The following is a 20,468-nucleotide window of genomic DNA, read 5'->3' as shown; positions in this document are numbered from 1 at the left end:
CGTTACTTCTTCTCGTCCTCGTCGTCGACGACCTCAGCGTCGATCACGTCCTCCTCGGGGTTCGGCACGTTGCCGCCACCGGGCTCGTTCGCCGCCGGGTCGGGGTTCTGGCCGGCCGCCTGACCGGCCTGATAGATCGCCTCGCCGAGCTGCGACTGGGACTGCGACAGCTTGTCGTACGCGGCCTTCACCGCGTCGTCGTCGTCGCCGGCGAGCGCCGTCTTGAGCGCGTCGACGTCGCCCTGCACCGAGTTCTTGACCTCCTCGGGGAGCTTGTCCTCGTTCTCCTTGATCAGCTTCTCGATCGAGTAGGTGAGGGTCTCGGCCTGGTTGCGCGTCTCGGCGGACTCGCGGCGCTTCTTGTCCTCGGCCGCGTGCTCCTCCGCCTCGCGGATCATCCGGTCGATGTCCTCCTTGGGCAGCGACGAGCCGCCGGTGATCGTCATCGACTGCTCCTTGCCCGTGCCCTTGTCCTTCGCGGACACGTGCACGATGCCGTTCGCGTCGATGTCGAACGTGACCTCGATCTGCGGGATGCCACGCGGCGCCGGCGCGATGCCGGTCAGCTCGAACGTGCCGAGCGGCTTGTTGTCGCGAGTGAACTCGCGCTCGCCCTGGAAGACCTGGATCGCGACGGACGGCTGGTTGTCGTCGGCCGTCGTGAAGGTCTCGCTGCGCTTTGTCGGGATGGCGGTGTTGCGCTCGATGAGCTTCGTCATGATGCCGCCCTTGGTCTCGATGCCCAGGCTCAGCGGGGTGACGTCGATCAGCAGCACGTCCTTGCGCTCGCCCTTGAGGACACCGGCCTGCAGGGCGGCGCCCACGGCGACGACCTCATCGGGGTTCACGCCCTTGTTGGGCTCCTTGCCGCCGGTCTCCTGCTTCACCAGCTCGCTCACGGCGGGCATACGGGTCGAACCGCCGACGAGCACGACGTGGTCGATGTCGGACACCTTGATGCCGGCCTCGCGGATGACGTCCTCGAACGGCTTCTTGGTGCGGTCGAGGAGGTCCTTCGTGAGGTCTTCGAACTTGGCGCGCGTGATGGTCTCGCTCAGCGAGACCGGGCCCGACTCCGTCAGCGACAGGTACGGGAGGTTGATGCTCGTCGAGGTCGAGCTCGACAGCTCCTTCTTCGCCTGCTCGGCGGCCTCCTTGAGGCGCTGCAGCGCGATGCGGTCGTTCGAGACGTCGACGCCCGTCGTGTCCTTGAACTGCTTGATCAGATAGTCCACGAGGCGCTGGTCCCAGTCGTCGCCGCCGAGGCGGTTGTCACCGGCGGTGGCGCGCACCTGGATCGTGGAGAAGTCGTCGTCCTTGCCCACCTCGAGCAGCGAGACGTCGAAGGTTCCGCCACCGAGGTCGAAGACGAGGATGAGCTCGTCCTCCTTGCCCTTGTCGAGGCCGTACGCGAGAGCGGCGGCGGTGGGCTCGTTGATGATGCGCAGAACGTTGAGGCCCGCGATCTCGCCGGCCTCCTTCGTGGCCTGACGCTCGGCGTCGTTGAAGTACGCGGGGACGGTGATGACTGCATCCGTCACGGAGTCGCCGAGGTACTGCTCGGCGTCGCGCTTCAGCTTCTGGAGGATGCGGGCGGAGATCTCCTGCGGCGTGTAGGTCTTGCCGTCGATCGGCTGGGTCTTCCAGTCGGTGCCCATGTGGCGCTTGACGGAGGTGATGGTGCGGTCGACGTTCGTCACCGCCTGGCGCTTCGCGGTCTCGCCGACGAGCACCTCGCCGTCTTTCGTGAAGGCCACGACGGACGGAGTCGTGCGAAAGCCCTCGGCGTTCGTGATGACCTTGGGCTCACCGCCTTCGAGCACGGCGACGACGGAGTTCGTCGTTCCGAGGTCGATTCCAACAGCTCGTGCCATGTGTTTCTTCTCTCTTTCATGGCGGGTCCGTCGAAGAGGGCGGACCCGGCTTGGTTCTGCGTGGAAGTCTTGTGGGGTCGGATGCCCGATCCCGCGTCATATCGGATCTTGAGCCGACCTGACTCAAGCGTAACCCCTGCGAAACTCGCTGTCAAGAAAGTTGAGTCGGCACGGCTCAAGTTTGCTCCCAAACGCCGCGGGGCGTGCCTCTCGTGGCTCCAGAGCACGGTCACCCCGTAGCCTGAGCGAGCGGCGCAACGACGCGCCCGCGGCATCCGTCTCGCCACCCGCCGAGTCGGTGCACCCGCCGTTCACCGAAGGACCATAGCGTGACGCACATGGAACCCGACCCGTCCGCCTCCCAGCCCGACTCGCAGCGCCCCGCCGACCTTCCGGCGACGGCGAACACGCTCGCCCTCCCCGCCTACGGCGAGGTCTTCGAGAACGCGGGCTCCGAGAAGCCCGTGCCGCGCAAGCAGGTCATCTCGTGGGCGCTGTGGGACTGGGCGGCGCAGCCCTTCAACTCGGTGCTCCTGACGTTCGTGTTCGCGTCGCTGTACCTCGTGTCGGCGAGCTTCCTCTCGCCCGAGCTCGCCGCGCTCGCCGACGACGACCCCGCGAAGGAGCGGGCGCTCGCCGACCTGTCGAGCGGCTACGGCCTCGTGACGACGCTCGCCGGCATCGTGATCCTGCTGCTTGCGCCCGTGCTCGGTCAGACCGCCGACCGGTCGGGGCGCAAGAAGCGCTGGCTCATCGTGTTCACGGTGCTGCTCGCGCTCGTGCAGTTCGCGCTCTTCTTCGCGCAGGCCGACCCCGCGTACTTCTGGTACGGCGCGATCGTGCTCGCGCTCGGCGCCGTCGTGTCCGAGATCGCGGGCGTCAACTACAACGCGATGCTCGTGCAGGTCTCGACGCCCAAGACGATCGGGCGCGTGAGCGGTCTCGGCTGGGGCCTCGGCTACATCGGCGGCATCGTCGCGCTCACGCTCGTCGTCGTGCTCACCCAGCTCGAGTGGTTCGGCATGGACACGTCGAACGGCATGGCGTACCGCGTCATCGCGGTCGGTTGCGCCGTGTGGACGATCGTGTTCGCGCTGCCCCTCTTCTTCAACGTCCCCGAGGTGCCGCCCGCGATCAGGGGACCGAAGGTCGGCTTCTTCCGGTCGTACGTCGTGCTCGTGAAGGACATCGCGGCGCTGTTCCGCGTGCACCGGCCGACGTTCTGGTTCCTGCTCGCGAGCGCGGTGTACCGCGACGGGCTCGCGGGTGTCTTCGCGTTCGGCGGCATCCTCGCGGCGATCTCCTTTCGCTTCACAAGCAACGAGGTGCTCATCTTCGCCATCGCGGCGAACGTCGTGGCCGGCGTCTCGACGATCTTCGCGGGGCGGGCGGACGACCGCTTCGGCGCCCGCAACGTGATCGTCTTCGCACTCACGGGGCTCATCGCGATGGCGATTCTCCTGTTCCTCCTCCACGACACCGGCAAGCTCGTGTTCTGGATCGGCGGCCTCGTGCTGTCGGCGTTCGTCGGGCCCGCGCAGGCCGCGAGCCGGTCGCTCCTCGCGCGCGTCACCCCGGAGGGCATGCAGGGTGAGATCTTCGGTCTCTACGCGACGACCGGTCGTGTCGCGAGCTTCCTCGCGCCGGCGATGTGGACCCTGTTCATCGCGGCGTTCGGCGCGACGATCTGGGGCGTGCTGGGCATCGCGATCGTGCTCGCGATCGGCCTCGTGCTGCTGCTGCTCGTGCGGTTCCCGTCGCACGCTTCGCCGCAGCGCAGCGGCACCGCGAGCTAGATCAGCGCGGCCACGCGGCGGCGAGCTTCGTCAGGAGGCGCGCGAGCTCGGCGCGCTCGGCCTCGGTGAAGTCCGCGAGCGCGGCGTCGATCGCTTCGCGCCGCTCGCCGCGGAAGCCTCGCACGAGCTGACGCCCGGCATCGGTCAGCGCCACCTGCGTGCGCCGAGCGTCGTCCGGATCCGCCTCCCGACGCACGACGCCGAGCTCGACCCCCTGCTGCACGAGACGCGACGCGCGGGGCTGGTCCACACCGATCGCGTCCGCGATCTCGCTGACGGACAGGGGGGCGGATGCCGCGTCCAGCGCCTCGAGCAGGCGCAGCCGCGCGGGACCGCCGACGCGGGCGCCCCACACCCACGGCGGTCCGCCGAATCCGTGGGGCCCGCCGTGGGGGCCGCCGCGCCCGTGCGGGCCACCGTGCATCCACGGAGGACCGTGTCGACCGCGGTGTCCGTGGTGCGAGTCGTGGTCATGGGACTCGTGGCGGGGCATCCGTCGACCCCGCAGAGTCGCCAGAGCGGCGGCGATCGCATCGACGGGGTCTGGAGCAGGATTCGGCACCATCCCAATTTACATGCACCTTGACATGTACTGCGATGCATGTCACACTACATGCACTTGTCACTTGACATGCATCCTCCCCGGCCGGTCCGCGCCGGATTCCATCGCCGCTCTCGCGGCACACGAAAGGACCGCACCTATGCACTCCGACGACTTCGAGAACCATGACCACGCCGACTCGCCCGACGAGGCGAACGGCATCCCCACCCAGCGACGACCGTTCGGCTACTGGCTGCGCGTCGTCGACGACCTGCTCACGCGGCAGTTCGCCGAGGCCTTCGAGAAGGAAGGCGTCACGCGGCGCGACTGGATGACGCTCAACGCGCTGTCCGGCGACGTCGACGCCCCCGGACTCGCCGACCGCCTCGCCCGCAAGGGCAAGCACCTCCGCCGCCTCGAGGAGCGCGGCTGGATCGAGGAGCAGGGCGACGGCACGTGGACCCTCACCGACGAAGGCCGCGCCGCCAAGCAGCGTCTCGGCGCGATCGCCGACGAGCTTCGCGCACGCGTATCGGGCGCCGTCCCTCCCAAGGACTTCGCCACGACGATGGCCTCGCTCGAGGCGATCGCCCGCGAGCTCGGCTGGGACGAGCAGACCTGGGCCGAGCGAGGCGGCGGCTTCGGCCGCGGGCGCCGCGGGCGCCGCCCACGCTTCGGCGGATTCGGTCCCGGCTACGGCCGCGGATTCGGCCCCGGATTCCGTCACGGGTTCCCCCCGGCCTTCGGCCCCGGGCACGCACACGGGTGGCACGAGCACGGATGCCACGGCCCCCACGCCCACGCCCACGAGCACGGCGCCCACGCCCACCGGCACGGCTCGCACGACGCCGAACACGCGTACGAGCGCGGCTTCGACGCCGGGTACGCGCGTGGCCGCGAGGAGCGGATCGGCTGAGCATCCGTCACAGCATTCTTCGCACGAGGGGCACCGGTGTCGTCCGGTGCCCCTTCTTCTCGCCGCGAACCCCCGGCGCTAGGCTTGCCGCAACGCCGGCCCCGACCGGCTCAGGCGCCCCCCGACCTGAGGTGTTCCGCCCATGCCCGGAGACATCCGCAGCGGCCTCTGCGCCGCGCATGCCCTCTCCCGGTGCGCGCGCGGGTCGACACCTCCGGAGCCGTCGCGGTGAGCGGCCGGACCCCCTCGGCGATCGAGGAGCGGCGCGTGCGACGCCGCCGTCGCCGCCGGGTCGCGGTGTCGTCGACGGTGGTCGGCGTCGTCGTGCTCTTGGCGGTTGCCGGAGCCGTCTCGACGATGATCGTCTCGGCGATCGCCGCTCCCGCGGAGGACGCGGCGTCGACGCCCCAGCCCACACCGACGCCGACGCCGACGCCGACGCGGGAACTGCTCGTCTTCCCCGACGATGAGCCGGCCGTCACGGCGGGCTCCGAGCCGTGCACGATCGTCCGGGTGCTGTCTTCGGTCGAGAACGCCCACCTGATCGACAATCTCGCCGGCGCCTACAACAGGCTGCCCCGCAACGTGGCCGGGTCGTGCGTCGCCGTCGAGGCGAGCAGCGACGTGTCGGGGCGCGCCGCGGATGCCGTGGCATCCGGCTTCGCCTCGCTCGCAGACGACCACAAGCCCACCGTGTGGCTGCCCGATTCGTCCACGTGGGTCGACGTCGCAGTGGCGAAGGGTGCGACCGTGCTGCACGCCGAGGGCACGAGCATCGCGTACTCGCACATCGTGCTCGCGATGCCGCAGCCGCTCGCGGAGGCCGCCGAGTGGGTCGATGACCCCCCGACGTGGACCGAGGTCTTCGAGGCGGCGGGCGACCCCGACCTGTGGAGCCGCCTCGGTCACCCCGAGTGGGGCACGTTCACGCTCGGCAAGACGAGTCCGCTGGTGGCCACGTCCGGTGAGGCTGCGATGTTCGCGTCGTTCGGCGCCGCGGCGGGCTCCCTCGAGGGGTTCACGGCCGCGCAGGTCGCGGATGTCGCGATCAAGGCCGCCGTGCACGAGACCGAACTCGCGACGAGCCATTACATGGCCACACCGGAGCACTTCTTGTGGCACGCGCGACAGGCCGAGGCATCCGGTACCGCCGGCGACTTCGTGTCGGCCATGATCGTCGACGAGAAGGCCGTGTGGGATCACAACCGAGGCGTCACAAGCCGCGACGGCGCGACGACCGTGCAGGTCGAAGCGCCCGCGGAAGAGCTGCAGCTCACCGCGATCTACCCGCGCGACGGGTACTACACGGCTGACAACCCCGCGATGCGTTTGGTCGGGCCGTGGATCGATCCGGTGGAGGCCGAGGCGGCGGCGGACTTCATCCGCTTCACGCTCACCAAGCAGGGCCAGGAGGCGGTGCGCGCCTCGGGGTACCGGGACCTCAACCACGCTCTTTCGGCCGAGGTGGCCCGCATCGGGAATCTCGCCGTCGACCGCGACGGAACCCTCGCGTTCCCGGGTGCCGATGTCGTGACCGCCGTGCAAGCAGCATTTCCCGAGGTGCGCAAGCGCGCGAACGTACTGTTCCTGCTCGACGTGTCGGGCTCGATGGACGATCCGGCTTCAGACGCCGACACGGAGCTCGCGCAGGCGGCCGCGGCCATCGAGGCGGCGCTCGACCACTTCACCGCCGGCGACGACGTCGGGCTCGCCGCGTTCGCGCAGGCACCCAACGGGTCGCTGGTGCCCGGGATGCTGGTGGCGCCCGCCGACATCGCGGCGTCGCGCGACGCGCTGGTCGCGGCGCTGGACGGTGTTCGCTCGATGGGCGACACTCCCCTCTATCAAGCGGTCGACAGGTTCACCGCGCAGCATGCCGAGTCGTGGTCGCGCGACCGCGTCAACGCGGTCGTGCTGCTGAGCGACGGCGAGAACGACACGCCGAACGCCCGGACGATCGGTCTCGACGAGATGCTCGCGAACCTCGCCGAGATGCACCGCTCGACACCGGTGCTCGTGTTCACGCTCGGATACGGAGCGGATGCCGACGTGCAGACCCTGCAGTCGATCTCACGTGCCACGGGCGCGCACTACTACGACGCATCCGACCCTTCGAAGCTGCAGTCGGTGCTGGCCGACCTCGTGACGAGCTTCTGAGCGTGCGGCGTCTCAGGCTCCGCGCGAGCCGGAGTCGCTGACACCGACGTCGGTCACGTGGAAGTTCTGGAACGACCGCGACGCCGTCGGGCCGCGCTGCCCCTGGTAACGGTTGCCGTAGGGACCCGAGCCGTAAGGTGATTCGGTCGGCGACGACAAGCGGAAGAAGCACAATTGTCCGATCTTCATGCCCGGCCAGAGCTTGATCGGCAGGGTCGCGACGTTCGACAGCTCGAGCGTCACGTGACCCGAGAACCCCGGGTCGATGAACCCCGCGGTCGAGTGCGTGAGCAGCCCCAGGCGTCCGAGCGACGACTTGCCCTCGAGGCGTGCTGCGATGTCATCGGGCAGCGTCACCTGCTCGAACGTCGACCCGAGCGCGAACTCCCCCGGATGCAGGATGAACGGCTCGCTCGGATCGACCTCGATGAGGTGCGTGAGATCGGGTTGATCGAGCGCGGGGTCGATGAACGGGTACTTGTGGTTGTCGAACAGCCGGAAGTAGCGGTCGAGGCGCACGTCGACGCTCGACGGCTGCACCATCTCGGGGTTCCAGGGGTCCAGCCCGATGCGGCCGGCGCCGATCTCGAGGCGGATGTCACGGTCGCTGAGCAGCACGTTGACCAGACTAGAACGGATGCCGCGGCATCCGCTTCGCTGTGTCGCGGTGGGTGGGCCGGACCGGTTGCCGGCGTGCGGTACCGCGAGCGGAGGAGATGACGCGAGACGAGGACGGATGCCGCCACGGTGTCCTCGTTTGGAGAGAAGCCCTCGGCTCGCGAGGCCGGTATCCGTGGGATCGAGGCGCATCGCGGTCGCCTGTTATGCTGGCCGAGCACTACCCGGGGATGTAGTTCAATGGCAGAACATCAGCTTCCCAAGCTGAGAGCGCGGGTTCGATTCCCGTCATCCCCTCCAATTGTCGAGTCCAGAGCTGGTCGAACCTCGGCGCGCGTCGCGTCGACCGCGGTCACGCCTCCTCCGATTCAGGCTCTGATTCAAGAGGGCCGCCGCGGCGTGGGCGTCGCGTCAGCCGATCGCGCTGACCCTGGCCGCCGCGAACACCGAGATCGAGACGATCAGGATGACGAAGAGCACGATGGAGATCACGCCGATCCAGATCGCCGCGAGCGCGAAGCCACGCCCGCGCTCGCCGGTCTTCTTGACCTGCGAGAGGCCGATCGCGCCGAGGATGATCGCGATCACGTTGAAGCCGAGCAGGGAGAGCACGAACGCGACGACTGAGAGGACGTTCGTGGGGGCCTGAGCTGCCGGGGATGTAGCGGGGACGTTCGCTGTCACTGCATTCTCCGTTCCATTGTCGACCGGCCCGTCCGATCGTTGACGGATCCAGACCTTAGCGATCACTCGTCGCCGAACCGGCGCGACATGCCCGAGAGGGCATGCGTCGTCGCGGCTGCGCCGAGCATGTGCTCACCCGACCGACGACTGCGCACGCTCGTCGGGATGGTTCGGCGTCCAGCCGAACCAACCGTGCTCCGACGGAACGACGCTCCACTCGCCGCAGGCGTACACGGTGTCGATCCTGTAGACGTCCGGTGCACCGTCGATCCCATAGCTGGGACCCGACTTCCTGTCGACCTCGGTGCACACGTCCGGGTCCAGCGACGAGGAGCTCGTCAGGAGCATGGCGGCGTTGGCGGCATCCGGCCGGGTCGATTCCGTGATGCGGATGCTGCGCGCATCGTCCGGAACCCACGCGGCGTGCGCCGGGGAGGACTCAGGTGTTGCGGCGAGATCCTCGTAGCTCGACGACCTCTGGTGATAGGCGAGCTCGTCGATGACGGCACAGCCCGACAGGGCGAAGGCGGCGGCGCCCGCAAGGGCGAGGGCGGAGATGCGAGTGGAGATGGAAAGGCGCTTCGGCATGACTTCAGCCTCGCCACCGCGCGGACGGCGCGAATCGGCCGCGCGATGTATCCCGCTGCACCCGGCGGATGATCCTGCCCGCGCGCTCAACCGGGAAACGAGTACCGGCGCCAGTCCTCGGGCACGCGCCCCTCAGGTCCGGGTGAAGGCTGCGACTCGGGTCGGCTCAGCGGCGGGACGAGCTCGGGCGCGTCTTCGACATACGCCTCATCCGCGTAGTCCCAGAACCACGACTCACCCGGCTCGAAGCTGCGCACGACGCGGTGCCCGGTGCTGTGGAAGTGCGCCGTCGCGTGCTTGCCTGGCGATTGGTCGCAGCATCCGACATGTCCGCACACCGCGCAGCGTCGAAGGTGGAACCACCAGCCGCCGACGAGCTCGCACTCCGCGCACCCCGTGCCCGACGGCGGAACCGACGGATCGATCTCGCTGATGCTCATGGTTGTCCTGGGTCGTGTCGGTGCATGGCGTCGACGCCGTAGCGTTCCGCCAGCCTATGAGAGCGAGCCGGATGCCGCGACCGCCGTCACCCGATCGGCTCCGCCGTCTCACGCGCTGCGCGCGCCGACGACCGCACCGCGCCGACGCTCGCCGCGATCACGAGGGCGATGCCCGCGATCTCGAGCCATGTGAGGTTCTGGCCGAGCAGGAGGAAGCCCGCGAGCGAAGCGGTCGCGGGCGCAAGGCTCATGAGGATCGCGAAGGCGGCCGCCGGAAGCCGCCGCAGCGCGATGAGCTCGAACGCGTACGGGATCGTGGAAGACAGAAGCGCGACGCACGCGCCGAGCCCCAGCAGCTCGGGCCGCAGCAGGGCGGAGCCCGCCGAGGCGATCCCGAACGGAAGGGAGATGATCGCACCCACGGTCATCGCGAGGGCGAGGCCGTCGAGCTTCGGGAATTCCCGCCCCACGCGGGCCGACGCGAGGATGTAGAACGCCCAGCTCGCGGCAGCGCCGGCCGCGAAGACGACGCCCACGGGATCGAGACGATCCCAGCCGCCTCCGCCGAGCGCGACGACTCCCGCGAGCGCGAGCGCCGCCCACAGCCACGCCGAGGCGCGGCGGCTTGCGACGATCGACAGCACGAGTGGCCCGAGCACCTCGATCGTGACGGTGACGCCCAGCGCGAGTCGTTCGAGCGCGAGGTAGAAGAGGGCGTTCATCGCGGCGAGCACGAGACCGAAGAGGGCGACCGACGTCCAGCCGCGCCGCGAATGACCGCGCAGCGACGGCCGCGCGATCAGCATGAGCACGAGCGCCGAGAACACGAGCCGGAGCATGACCATGCCGATCGGCCCGACGTCGTCGAAGAGCAGCACCGCGAGCGATGCGCCGACCTCTTGGCACGCGAGCCCCGCGATGACCAGGAGGATCGCCGGGGACGCCCCGGGGCGGCTCACTGCTGGGGCTCAGCCGAAGGGAGCGGGCAGACCGCGAGCTTCGCGACGGTGTCGTGCTGCTGCTGAGCTGTCCAGGGCAGACCCGCTTCGGGCAGCGACTCACCAGACGCCGGCGCAGCCTTTGACGCGATCGCGGCGAGCTCCCACGCCAGATAGGCGGCGATGTTGCCGCCGGTCACGGAGTTGTTGAGGACCACCGCGACGGTGAGTCCGCTGTTCGAATCCGACCACGCCGACACCGCGTATCCGGGCACAGAGCCGAACTGGCCGACGAGCGGCCCGGCGAGCACAGCGCCGCCGTCGGCCGTGTACCACGTCGGGGCGCCGTTGTAGACGGGCTTCGGGTCGTCGAAGCGGTCGAGTCCCTCGGGATCGAGGGCGCCTGTCGCGAGCGCCTGCACGTAGCGGCCGAGGTCGTCGATGTCGGAGACGACTCCTGCGTCTGCGTAGCCGACGCTCGGCGAGAGCTCGGTGATGTCGAGTGGCTCGGTGCAGTTGAGCTCGCCGCCCTCGCCGGGCAGCGAGTGGTGGCCGCGCAGCACGGGCGCGTCCTCCGCGACGGCGGTGTTCGACGCCGCCGGCAGCATCGTCGCCTCGAGCCCGAGCGGGTCCGTGACGTGCTCTTCGATGAGGTTCGACAGCGAGTTGTCGGTGGCGCGCTCGAGGGCGAGCCCCAGCAGCACGTAGCCCGCATCCGAGCTGACGTACGCAGTGCCCGGCTGGACCTCCTGCGACTGGCCGACCCCGTAGCTCGCGAGCTCGCGCGGATCCCAACGACGTGTCGGATTGGTCAGCCACAACGGGGTCAAGGTGCCACCGTACGAGCCGATTCCCGACGTGCCGTCGCACAGCTGGCGGAGCGTGACATCGGACAGATCGGGGAACCCGGGCACATAGTCCGACACGCTGTCGTCGAGCGACACGGTGCCGGCCGCCGCGACGTCGTACAGCACGTCGCACACCATCGGCCGCGTGATGCGAGCGGCCCGGAAGCGCATCTCGGCCGTGACCTCGGCGCTGTCGGTCGGCGATTGCGTGCCGAGACCTGTGACCCAGCTGCCGCTCCACGGCGCCCAGACGCCGACGACGGCTCCGGACGCGCCGGCCGCCGCCATCGCGTGCTCGACCGCGGCCTGCAGTTGCTGCACCGTCTCATCGGGAAGCGCACGATCGACCTGGGGCGGCAGCTCGACGGTGACATGCTCGGGGATCGCACACCCGGCGAGGCCGATCGCGAGCGCGACAGCGGCCGCGACGGCGGCGACGGCACGGTGCCGTCGGTGACCTCGGCGCATTCTCACCCCCCGATGATCGTCACTCATTCAAACACAGCCCGCGCCGCCTGGCCGAAGCCGATCCGTAGGCTTGACACATGACGCACCGATTCGACGACGCGGCGCTCGCCGGAGTGCTCGGCCACATGAACGGCGACCACGCCGACGACAACGCTCTGATCGCCCGGGCGTTCGCCGACGGGCGGAACGTCGTGTCGGCGGAGATGACCGGTTTCGACGGCGCGGGCGGCGACTGGAGGGCGACACTCGCCGACGGAACGACTCTCGACGTGCGCGTCCCGTGGCCGGGCGGCGAGATCACCGAAAGACGCGAAGTGCGTCGAGAGATCGTGGCGCTCTACGACGAATCGTGCCGGCGCCTCGGCATCGAGCCTCGCCCGCACGACTGAGGTCCTCGCCCCACGATCGCGAAACGAGGGTAGGTAAGGCTCGCCTTACTGCCCTACAATGACGCCATGCCCGACGTCATCCCGTTCTCCGTCGCCCTGCGCGAGCGGTCCAGCGAAGCGCACTCGTCGAGTGAAGGCGCCGACTTCATGTCAGATCTCATGAAGGGCGAAGGCACGCGCGACGACTACATCGCGCTCGTCGCCCAGCACTGGTTCATCTACGACGCCCTCGAGCGCGCGGCGGAGCGGATGCGGCGCGACCCCGTGGCATCCGTCTTCATCACCGACAAGCTGACGCGCCTTCCCGCGCTCGAGGCCGACCTCGAGTTCCTCGTCGGACCGGACTGGCGTGATGAGATCGAGCCCCTGCCGACGACGCGCCGCTACGTCGAGCGCATCGAGAAGGTCGGCTCCACGTGGGCGGGCGGCTTCGTCGCCCACCACTACACGCGCTACCTCGGCGACCTTTCGGGCGGCCAGTTCATCGGCAAGCTCATGGCCCGCCGCTTCGGGTTCGAGACGAACGGGATCGGGTTCTACATCTTCCACGACATCGCCGACCCGAAGGCCTTCAAGGACGTGTACCGCGAGCAGCTCGACGCCGCACCGTGGGACGCGGCCGAGAAAGAGCGCGTGATCGAAGAGGTGCTGCTCGCCTACCGCTTCAACACCGAGCTGTTCGAAGACCTCGCGGCCGCGAAGGCCGGGCGGCGCGCCGTCGCGGTCGCCTGAACGACTCGTCGGCAGACGGGTTCACGCGCGCGTCGCCTCGCGCGCCTGGTTCATCCAGCGGACGACATCGGGGTCGACACGGATGTCGCTGGGCCGCAGCGGGCGCGTCAGATACAGCCCTTCGAGAGAAGTGAGGCGCGAAAGCGCGACGTACGTCTGCCCGGGGGCGAACGCACCCGAGCCGAGGTCGATGACCGCGCGGTCGTACGTCTTGCCCTGCGATTTGTGGATCGTGACCGCCCACGCGAGCCGCAGCGGGAACTGCGTGAACTCGGCGACGACCTCGCGCGTGAGCGACCGCGAGTTCGGGTCGTACGCGTAGCGGAACTTCTCCCACACCGCCGGCTCGACGTCGAACTCCTCGTGGTCGACCTGCACACGCACGGTGCCGCCGGCGATGCGCGTGACGGTGCCGATCGTTCCGTTGACCCACCGCGGCGGCTCGCCGAAGGCTCCGATGTCGTTGCGGAGGAACATGACCTGCGCGCCGACCTTGAGCTTGAGCTCGGGATCGGCCGGGTAGGCGTCGCCGCGGCCGAAGTCACCGTGGATCTCGGCGGTGGCCGTCTGCTCGCGGCCGACGAGCTCGTTCAGGTGGCGCCGGTTGATGTTGTTGACGATGTCGTTGCGCGTCGCGAGTGTGATGATCGGGTGCTCGCCGTCGGCCGGGTCTGGCGGCTTTCGCGCACCGGTGTCGTTCAGGATCTGTGCGATGTCGGCCGTCACGCGCCCGTGCCGCACCGCGTTGAGCATCGCCTTGAACCCGGGATCGGACTGCCGGTGGATCTCGGTCAGCTCGCGCACGTTCAGGTGCGCCCCGAACGGGCCGAGGTCGGCGAAGCCGTCGATAGCCCCTCCGGTCCCTGAGCCCACCCCTCCGGTCCCTGAGCCTGTCGAAGGGCCGGCGATCTGCGGCGGACCGCCCGTCCACACGTGCGCGTCGAAGAACCAGAACGAGCGATAGTGATCGCGCACGTACCGCAGCTCGTCGCCTCGGGGCGGCACCGGCGCGAGCTGGTACGGGTCGCCGAACATGACGACCTGCACACCGCCGAACGGTTCGGCGCGGCGACCGCGCGCCCGGCGCAGCGACCGGTCGATCGCGTCCATGAGGTCGGCGTTGACCATCGACACCTCGTCGATGACGAGCGTGTCGATCGCGTTGAGGATGCGGCGCGTCGCATCCGTCTGCGGCTCCTCGCTCTGTCCGATGATGCCCAGCGGCAGCTTGAACAGGGAGTGGATCGTCTGCCCCTCGACGTTGAGCGCCGCCACGCCCGTGGGCGCGCACACCGCGATCTGCTTGGACGTGTTCCAAGCGAGGTGCTGCAGGAGGGTCGACTTGCCCGTGCCCGCGCGACCGGTGACGAACACGTGCTCGCGTGTGTCTTCGATCAGGCGGAACAGCGCCTCCTGCTCGGCGGAGAGGGGCGGCGTGGTCACCGATTCATGGTAGTCAGAGCGGATGCCGCGGGGCGCCGTGCACGCCGGTCATGTCGTCCGGTGTCCGCCTCTGCCCGGTGTGGAGGAGCCCTTTCCTAGACTGGGACCGTGGACCAGGGGGCGGCCGGCACCGCACCCGGGCGCGCTCAGACGCCCCCGGGCGACCGGGCGACCCCGCCGGGCCCGCCTCTCACCCCTACAGCGCCGCCCGGCGGCGCTCCTACGACCGTGATGACGGATGCCGCGCCCGCAGGTTCGGGCGAGGTATCCGTCTCTCGTTCTCGGCGTTCCCGCCTGCGCACCGACCTGATCCTCCTCGCCGTCATCGGCGTGCTCCTGATCGCGGCGATCGCCGCCGGCGCCGCGGCGATGTACCGCATCTTCTACAGTCCTTCCGCGTTCGTCGAGCGCTACGTCGGCATGCTCGCGGACGGCCGCGCGACCGAGGCGCTCGCCGTGCCGGGCGTCGCGGTGGACTCGGCCGAGCTCGACGCCGCCGGCCTCTCGCCCGATGCATCCGACGCGCTGCTGCGCCGAGCCGCACTGGGCGAGCTCACCGACGTGCGGGTCGTGTCGGAGCAGGCGCGCGACGGCGTCTTCGACGTGACGGTCACCTACCTGGCGGGCGGATACGAGGGCACGACGACGTTCGAGGTCGAGCGCGAGGGCACGGTCGGACTCGCCCCGACATGGCGGTTCGCCGAGAGCCCGCTCGCGCTCATCGAACTCGAGGTGAGCGGGTCGATGGTGTTCGAGGTGAACGGGTTCTCGATCGACAAGCGGCAGGTGTCGCCTGACGGCGTCGACGCCGACCCGCGGGCGCCGGTGCCGCTGCTGGTGTTCTCGCCCGGGATCTACTCCGTCTCGGTCGACACCGCGATCTCATCGACACCGGGGGTCGCCGTCCTCTCCGACAGTCCACTCACGCGCATCCCGGTGTCGATCATCGCGCAGCCGACGGACCAGTTCCTCGAGGTCGTGCAGCAGCGCATGGAGGAGTTCCTCACGCAGTGCGCGACCCAGCAGGTGCTGCAGCCGACCGCGTGCCCGTTCGGCTACCCCGTCGAGGATCGCATCACGTCGCTGCCGGTGTGGTCGATCGTGGATCAGCCCGCCGTGACCGTGGAGTCCGACGGGGCCGGCTGGCGCATCCTGCCCGCTGAGGCGGTCGCGCACATCGAGGTCGACATCCAGTCGCTCTTCGACGGCTCGATCACCCACGTGAGCGAGGATGTGCCGTTCATCGTGACGGGCCGGATCACTGTGCTCCCCGACGGGACGGCGTCGATCGTCGTGACGGGGCCCGATACGCAGTAAGAGCGGATGCGGCATCCGTCGCTCCTGCGCGCACTTTGTGGCGACTCGCCGAAAGGGCCTGCCGCAACGTGCACTTTCTGGCGACTCGCCGAAGTGCGATGCGTCGGCGCTTTTTGGCGAGTCGCCAGAGAATGCTCGCCCGCCCTGCACTTCGTGGCGACTCGCCAAAGAGTGCGACTTTCGAGAGACGGATGCCGCGGCCCGTCGAGAGACGGATGCCGCGGCCCGTTGCCGACGCGTGTCAGCGCCCCGCGCGGGCCTCGCGCTCGTCGCGCGCGGCGAGCTGCGCGAGGTGCGCGTTGTAGGCCTCGAGCTCGGCGTCGCCCGTGCGGTCGGCGTGGCGGTCGCGGCGCTTCTGGGCGCGGTCGTCGCTGCGACTCCACTGGATCGCGACGGTGATCGCGAGGATGAGCGTCGGGATCTCGCCGATCGACCACGCGACACCGCCGCCGATGTACTGATCCTCGAGCGGCGTCGGACCCCACGTGCGACCCATGGCGCCGAACCACTCCGAGACCATGAGCCCCGACTGCATCATGATCGCGATGCCGAAGAACGCGTGCATGGCCATGACGGCGATGAGCAGCACGAGCCGGAACGGGTACGGCAGGCGGTACGGCACCGGATCGATGCCGATGAGCGACAGCACGAAGAGGTAGCCCGAGATGAGGAAGTGCGCGACCATCCACTCGTGCCCGATGTGGTCGTACAGCGACCAGCGGAACAGGTCGGTGAAGTAGAACGCCCACAGAGATCCGATGAAGATCGCCGCCGCGACGAACGGGTTCGTCACGACGCGGGCGAACGGCGTGTGCACCGCCCACAGGATCCACTCGCGACCGCCGCGCGTGCCGTCGTCGCGCTTGCGGATCGCGCGCGCCGCGAGGGTCACCGGCGCGCCCGCGACGAGCAGCAGCGGGATCGCCATCGTCAGCAGCATGTGCCCGATCATGTGCACGCTGAACAGGTAGTCCTGGTAGGCGTTGACGGCGCCGCACGTGACCCACGCCAGCAGGATCATGCCGGCGACCCACATGATCGCGCGGTAGACCGGCCATGCGTCGCCGCGCCGACGCAGCCGCCACACGCCGGCGAGGTAGAAGAAGATGCCGAAGCCCGCGACGGTCGCCCACAGCGGGTCGATCTCCCACGCGGTGATCCAGCGGATCGGGGTCAGCTCGGGCGGCAGCGGGGCGCCCGTGAGGATTTCGGCGGGCGTGCGCACCTCGGGCACATTCGCCGTCGTCGGCGGCGCCGTGCGCGAGAGCGCCACCGCGACACCGCTGGCGAGTCCCATGAACCCGAGCTCGAGGGCGACGAGCCCCCAGAAACGGGTCGACGATCCGGATGCGCCGGCCTGCTGCATCCGGTTGATCAAGCGGACCCGGTAGGCCGCCCCCAGGAAGCCGAGCGCGACGAGGGCCGCGATCTTGACGAGCAGGAGCGCGCCGTACGGCGTGGCGAGGGCGTCCCACGCGCCCACGGCGATCACCCCGCGGACGAGCCCCGACGTGGCGACGACGATGAACGCGGCGAGCGCGATGCTCGAGTATCGCAGCAGGGCGGCGGTCATGTCCTTCGCGGACAAGAGCGGGCGCACGACGACCATCAGCAGGAGTCCGCCCAGCCAGACCGCCGCGGCGATCGTGTGGAGCACGATCGACATGACCGCCGTCGTATGGTTGGCCTCCTCGCCCGAGTGTCCGAGCGTCGCCATGGGCACGAGCGACGCGACCGCGAGGATCGCGACGAGCAGCGTCGCCGTCCACGAGCGCACCGCGAACGTGAGCACGGTGAGCACGGCGCCGGCGATGACGGTCATGAGCCACGCGCGGCCGGGCTCGGTCTCGGCGAGGAAGCGTCCGAGCTGTGCGCCGAACTGCGGACCGATGTCGAGCGCGGGGTTGAACGCGTCGATGAACGTGAGGAATCCGGTGACGCCGGCCGCGACCGTGAAGACCGCCGCCGAGATCGAGGCGGTGTCGAGCGCGGTGTCGAACTCGGTCGGCTTGCCGTCGTCACGCATGACGCCCGCGCGCAGGGTGAACAGCGCGGTCACGAGGCATCCGACCATGCCCGCCGCAGCGAGGTTGACGAACAGCTTCGCGATCGGAAGACCCCAGCGCGCCACCGGCCCCGGATCGCCGATCACGAGCGGCGCGGCGCCTCCACCGTACGCGAGCCCCGCGACGACCGCGGCGAGCGCGACCACGACGAGGATCGCGGGCCCGGTGGCCCGCAGCGCGCGCGGGTTCATTGTTCCAGCCTACGTCGGCGGGCGGCGGCTCCCGGCCTCGTCGCCGGGCATGCGAGAGGGGGTGCCGCGCGAACGCGGCACCCCCTCCTCAAGCGTGCTTCGCTGGGTTACTTGACCGCAGCCTTGAGCTTCGAGCCCGCGGTGACCTTCACGCGCTTGCCGGCGGGGATCTTGATCTCCTCACCGGTCTGCGGGTTGCGGCCCGTGCGTGCGGACGTGGCGACCTGCTCGAACGCGATCCAGCCGGGGATCGAGACCTTGCTGCCCTTGGCGACCGCCTCCGAGACGGTGGAGAAGAGGGAGTCGAGCACGCTCGACACGGCGGACTGGCTCTGCCCGGTCGCGCTCGCGATGCTCGCGACGAGTTCGGTCTTGGTGATGGACTTGTCAGCCATGTGGTTGTCCTCCACGGCGGCTCGTCGCCACCGTTTCATTGCGCGGACCGAGAGACTGCTTGCCCCCCGGCTTGGTCGATCGACCGCGACCGAATATACCCACGTTCCGCGTAATCACGCGGATTTCCGGCACCCGCCACGGATTACGGAGGAGATTCCTTGGTGCGGATGTGACTGGTGTGACAGATGTGACGAACGCACAGTCGCTCAGGCGAAACGGATGCGGAAACCCGCCCATCCCTTGCGGTTTCACGTCACTCGTGCAAGCGGCGCAGGGCCGCGACGACGTCGGCGTGCCAGCGTCGCGCCGCCGGCAGCACGGCGGTGAAGATCGCGGTGTCGTGGGTGCCCCCGAGGTACCGCACCGCGCTCGCGTCGACGCCTGCGCGGCGCAGTGCGGCCGCGTATGCCTCGCCGTCGCCGCGCAGCGGGTCGTACTCCGCGGTGAGGATGACGGCAGGCGGAAGGTCCTCGTGCGATCCGGCGAGAAGTGGCGACGCATACGGGTCGCGGGCGGCGCGACTGTCGGGCAGATAGGTGCGCGCGACCGAGCGCAGCTCGCGCAGTGCGATGAGCGTCGGAATGCCGAGCGCCCGCGTCGCACGCAGGTCGAGGTGCTTGCCCGTGAGGTCTACGACCGGCACCTCGAGCACCTGAAGCCGGATCGGCCGTCGAGCGCGGTCGCGGTTCATGAGCGTCACGGCCGCGGCGAGATTCGCGCCTGCGGACGCCCCGGCGATCCCGATCCGCTCCGGATCGACGCCGAGCCGCCCGGCGTTCTCGAACAGCCACTCCAGTGCGGCGTGCCCCTGGAGAACCTGGGTCGGGTACATGTGCTCGGGTGCCAGCGCGTAGTCGACCGCCACGACGACCACGTCGGCGTCGACCGCGCGGCGACGGTTCGCGGCATCCGTCGTCGGGTAGTCGATCCCCCCGATGCGGAATGCGCCGCCGAAGAACGTGAGGACGGCGGGCAGGGGCTCGGGGCGGTCGCCCTCGCGTGGGTCGTACACGCGGACGCGCACCGCGGGCCCGTCGGGCACATCGATCGTGTGCTCCGTGATGCGGAGGTCGGGGCCGGGCGTGCCCACGGTCTCGAGTTCCTTGCGGTCCCACGCGAGCGCCGCGCGGCGGTGCTTCGCGCGGGCACGGGCGCGGGGCCCGAGGGCGGCGGATGCGGCATCCGTCTTCTTCGCCTTCTTCGGCGACGCGGCTGCGGCGGACGCCGGCGCGATCGGCTCACGGGCGAAGGGCCACATCGCCTTCAGGCGGGCGCGCAGGTCGGCGAGCGCGCGTCCCATGAGGTAGCGACGGTGCACGCGAAGTCGCTCGGCGAAGAACGGGTCCAGCGGCATGCTCCTCATCTTCTCGTCCCGCGTGGCCGTGCGCACCGACCTTGACACCGTCTCACGGGCGGCGAGTGCACGACCTCGCGTCGAGTGCACGACTTCGCGACGTCGGGAGGTCGTGCATTCGGCGGGACGTCGTGCACTCGGCGAAGGAAGGGAGGGGGTTCCCCGGGCATGCGAAAGGCCCGGAGCTCCGAGGAGCTCCGGGCCTTCGACGCTGATGCGGCGCTTACCAGCTCGACTTGGTCACGCCGGGCAGCTCGCCACGGTGTGCCATGTCGCGGAAGCGGACACGCGAGATGCCGAACTTCGACAGGTGGCCGCGCGGGCGACCGTCGATGACGTCGCGGTTGCGCAGGCGCACGGGCGAAGCGTCGCGGGGCAGCTTCTGCAGGCCCACGCGAGCGGCCTCGCGCTGCTCGTCGGTCGAGTTCGGGTCGACGAGCTGCTTCTTCAGCTCGGCGCGCTTCGCGGCGTAGCGCTCCACGACCTCCTGGCGCTGCTGGTTGCGCGCGATCTTGCTCTTCTTGGCCATGCTCAGCGCTCCTCTCGGAAGTCGACGTGCTTGCGCACGATGGGGTCGTACTTCTTGAGCACGATGCGGTCGGGGTTGTTGCGGCGGTTCTTGCGCGTCACGTAGGTGTAGCCCGTGCCGGCGGTCGAACGCAGCTTGATGATCGGACGAACGTCCTGAGCCTTCTTCGCCATCAGAGCTTCA

At 69.7% G+C, this 20,468-nt stretch carries 20 protein-coding genes and 1 tRNA gene; 7 read left to right on the top strand and 14 right to left on the bottom strand.

Annotated elements, in window-relative coordinates; translation table 11 throughout:
* Positions 1–2: 2 nt before the first annotated feature.
* The gene (dnaK, locus tag VNR19_RS13650) at positions 3–1,874 is read right to left on the bottom strand and encodes a molecular chaperone DnaK (protein ID WP_325727631.1); all 1,872 of its coding nucleotides are present in this window, start codon (positions 1,872–1,874) and stop codon (positions 3–5) included.
* 338 nt (positions 1,875–2,212) lie between these two features.
* Between dnaK and VNR19_RS13645 the strand changes: the two genes are divergently transcribed.
* A complete protein-coding gene (locus VNR19_RS13645) occupies positions 2,213–3,670 on the top strand; it encodes an MFS transporter (RefSeq protein WP_325727825.1) in 1,458 nt (485 codons plus the stop codon).
* 1 nt (position 3,671) lies between these two features.
* Here the strand turns inward: VNR19_RS13645 and VNR19_RS13640 are convergent, their stop codons facing one another.
* Positions 3,672–4,094, bottom strand: coding sequence for a MarR family winged helix-turn-helix transcriptional regulator (locus VNR19_RS13640; protein WP_325727629.1), 423 nt, complete (start codon positions 4,092–4,094; stop codon positions 3,672–3,674).
* Positions 4,095–4,371: 277 nt separating this feature from the next.
* Here VNR19_RS13640 and VNR19_RS13635 point away from each other — a divergent pair, with 277 nt between their 5' ends.
* Both VNR19_RS13635 and VNR19_RS13630 read left to right on the top strand, forming a co-directional pair.
* Entirely contained in the window at positions 4,372–5,127 is a 756-nt protein-coding gene (locus tag VNR19_RS13635) for a MarR family winged helix-turn-helix transcriptional regulator (RefSeq protein ID WP_325727627.1), read from the top strand.
* Between the two features lie 267 nt (positions 5,128–5,394).
* A complete protein-coding gene (locus tag VNR19_RS13630; RefSeq protein ID WP_325727625.1) occupies positions 5,395–7,284 on the top strand; it encodes a vWA domain-containing protein in 1,890 nt (629 codons plus the stop codon).
* Between the two features lie 12 nt (positions 7,285–7,296).
* Here the strand turns inward: VNR19_RS13630 and dcd are convergent, their stop codons facing one another.
* Complete coding sequence (gene dcd, locus VNR19_RS13625) at positions 7,297–7,902, bottom strand: dCTP deaminase (protein WP_325032848.1); 606 nt, start codon at positions 7,900–7,902, stop codon at positions 7,297–7,299.
* Positions 7,903–8,128: 226 nt separating this feature from the next.
* Between dcd and VNR19_RS13620 the strand changes: the two genes are divergently transcribed.
* A tRNA-Gly gene (locus VNR19_RS13620) sits at positions 8,129–8,202 on the top strand.
* A gap of 111 nt (positions 8,203–8,313) precedes the next feature.
* On the opposite strand, the gene VNR19_RS13615 is transcribed toward VNR19_RS13620, so the two are convergent.
* From VNR19_RS13615 to VNR19_RS13595, 5 genes are all read right to left on the bottom strand, one after another.
* Positions 8,314–8,586, bottom strand: a complete 273-nt coding sequence (locus VNR19_RS13615; RefSeq protein WP_325727623.1) for a DUF4190 domain-containing protein — start codon at positions 8,584–8,586, stop codon at positions 8,314–8,316.
* A gap of 132 nt (positions 8,587–8,718) precedes the next feature.
* A complete protein-coding gene (locus VNR19_RS13610; RefSeq protein ID WP_325727621.1) occupies positions 8,719–9,174 on the bottom strand; it encodes a hypothetical protein in 456 nt (151 codons plus the stop codon).
* A gap of 86 nt (positions 9,175–9,260) precedes the next feature.
* Positions 9,261–9,614, bottom strand: coding sequence for a UBP-type zinc finger domain-containing protein (locus VNR19_RS13605; RefSeq protein WP_325727619.1), 354 nt, complete (start codon positions 9,612–9,614; stop codon positions 9,261–9,263).
* Positions 9,615–9,700: 86 nt separating this feature from the next.
* The gene (locus VNR19_RS13600; RefSeq protein WP_325727617.1) at positions 9,701–10,573 is read right to left on the bottom strand and encodes an EamA family transporter; all 873 of its coding nucleotides are present in this window, start codon (positions 10,571–10,573) and stop codon (positions 9,701–9,703) included.
* Entirely contained in the window at positions 10,570–11,868 is a 1,299-nt protein-coding gene (locus VNR19_RS13595) for a serine hydrolase domain-containing protein (RefSeq protein ID WP_325727823.1), read from the bottom strand. Before VNR19_RS13595 ends, VNR19_RS13600 begins: the two co-directional genes overlap by 4 nt.
* 77 nt (positions 11,869–11,945) lie before the next feature.
* Here VNR19_RS13595 and VNR19_RS13590 point away from each other — a divergent pair, with 77 nt between their 5' ends.
* Positions 11,946–12,257 (top strand): DUF2470 domain-containing protein, encoded by a 312-nt coding sequence (locus VNR19_RS13590; RefSeq protein ID WP_325727615.1) that lies wholly within the window; start codon positions 11,946–11,948, stop codon positions 12,255–12,257.
* A 66-nt stretch (positions 12,258–12,323) separates the two neighbouring features.
* The gene (locus VNR19_RS13585; RefSeq protein WP_325727613.1) at positions 12,324–12,989 is read left to right on the top strand and encodes a biliverdin-producing heme oxygenase; all 666 of its coding nucleotides are present in this window, start codon (positions 12,324–12,326) and stop codon (positions 12,987–12,989) included.
* 21 nt (positions 12,990–13,010) lie between these two features.
* Here VNR19_RS13585 and VNR19_RS13580 read toward each other — a convergent pair whose 3' ends face one another.
* A complete protein-coding gene (locus tag VNR19_RS13580; protein WP_325727611.1) occupies positions 13,011–14,432 on the bottom strand; it encodes an ATP-dependent DNA helicase in 1,422 nt (473 codons plus the stop codon).
* Between the two features lie 231 nt (positions 14,433–14,663).
* Between VNR19_RS13580 and VNR19_RS13575 the strand changes: the two genes are divergently transcribed.
* Positions 14,664–15,749: a hypothetical protein gene (locus VNR19_RS13575; protein ID WP_325727609.1), complete on the top strand. Its 1,086-nt coding sequence runs from the start codon at positions 14,664–14,666 to the stop codon at positions 15,747–15,749.
* Positions 15,750–15,990: 241 nt separating this feature from the next.
* Here VNR19_RS13575 and VNR19_RS13570 read toward each other — a convergent pair whose 3' ends face one another.
* The 5 genes from VNR19_RS13570 to rpmG all read right to left on the bottom strand — a co-directional run bounded on the left by VNR19_RS13570 (position 15,991) and on the right by rpmG (position 20,458).
* Entirely contained in the window at positions 15,991–18,006 is a 2,016-nt protein-coding gene (locus VNR19_RS13570) for a bifunctional copper resistance protein CopD/cytochrome c oxidase assembly protein (protein WP_325727607.1), read from the bottom strand.
* A gap of 107 nt (positions 18,007–18,113) precedes the next feature.
* The gene (locus VNR19_RS13565) at positions 18,114–18,401 is read right to left on the bottom strand and encodes an HU family DNA-binding protein (RefSeq protein WP_179487083.1); all 288 of its coding nucleotides are present in this window, start codon (positions 18,399–18,401) and stop codon (positions 18,114–18,116) included.
* Between the two features lie 254 nt (positions 18,402–18,655).
* Positions 18,656–19,756: an alpha/beta hydrolase gene (locus VNR19_RS13560; protein WP_325727605.1), complete on the bottom strand. Its 1,101-nt coding sequence runs from the start codon at positions 19,754–19,756 to the stop codon at positions 18,656–18,658.
* A 223-nt stretch (positions 19,757–19,979) separates the two neighbouring features.
* Complete coding sequence (gene rpsN / locus VNR19_RS13555; protein ID WP_325727603.1) at positions 19,980–20,285, bottom strand: 30S ribosomal protein S14; 306 nt, start codon at positions 20,283–20,285, stop codon at positions 19,980–19,982.
* 2 nt (positions 20,286–20,287) lie between these two features.
* Entirely contained in the window at positions 20,288–20,458 is a 171-nt protein-coding gene (gene rpmG, locus VNR19_RS13550) for a 50S ribosomal protein L33 (RefSeq protein WP_167036468.1), read from the bottom strand.
* Positions 20,459–20,468 lie beyond the last annotated feature (10 nt).

It is taken from the genome of Microbacterium sp. (genome assembly GCF_035556355.1).
In the GTDB taxonomy this organism is placed as follows: Bacteria; Actinomycetota; Actinomycetes; order Actinomycetales; family Microbacteriaceae; genus Microbacterium.
The sequence above is the reverse complement of the archived record's forward strand: the minus strand, read 5'-3'. Positions and strand labels throughout refer to the sequence as shown.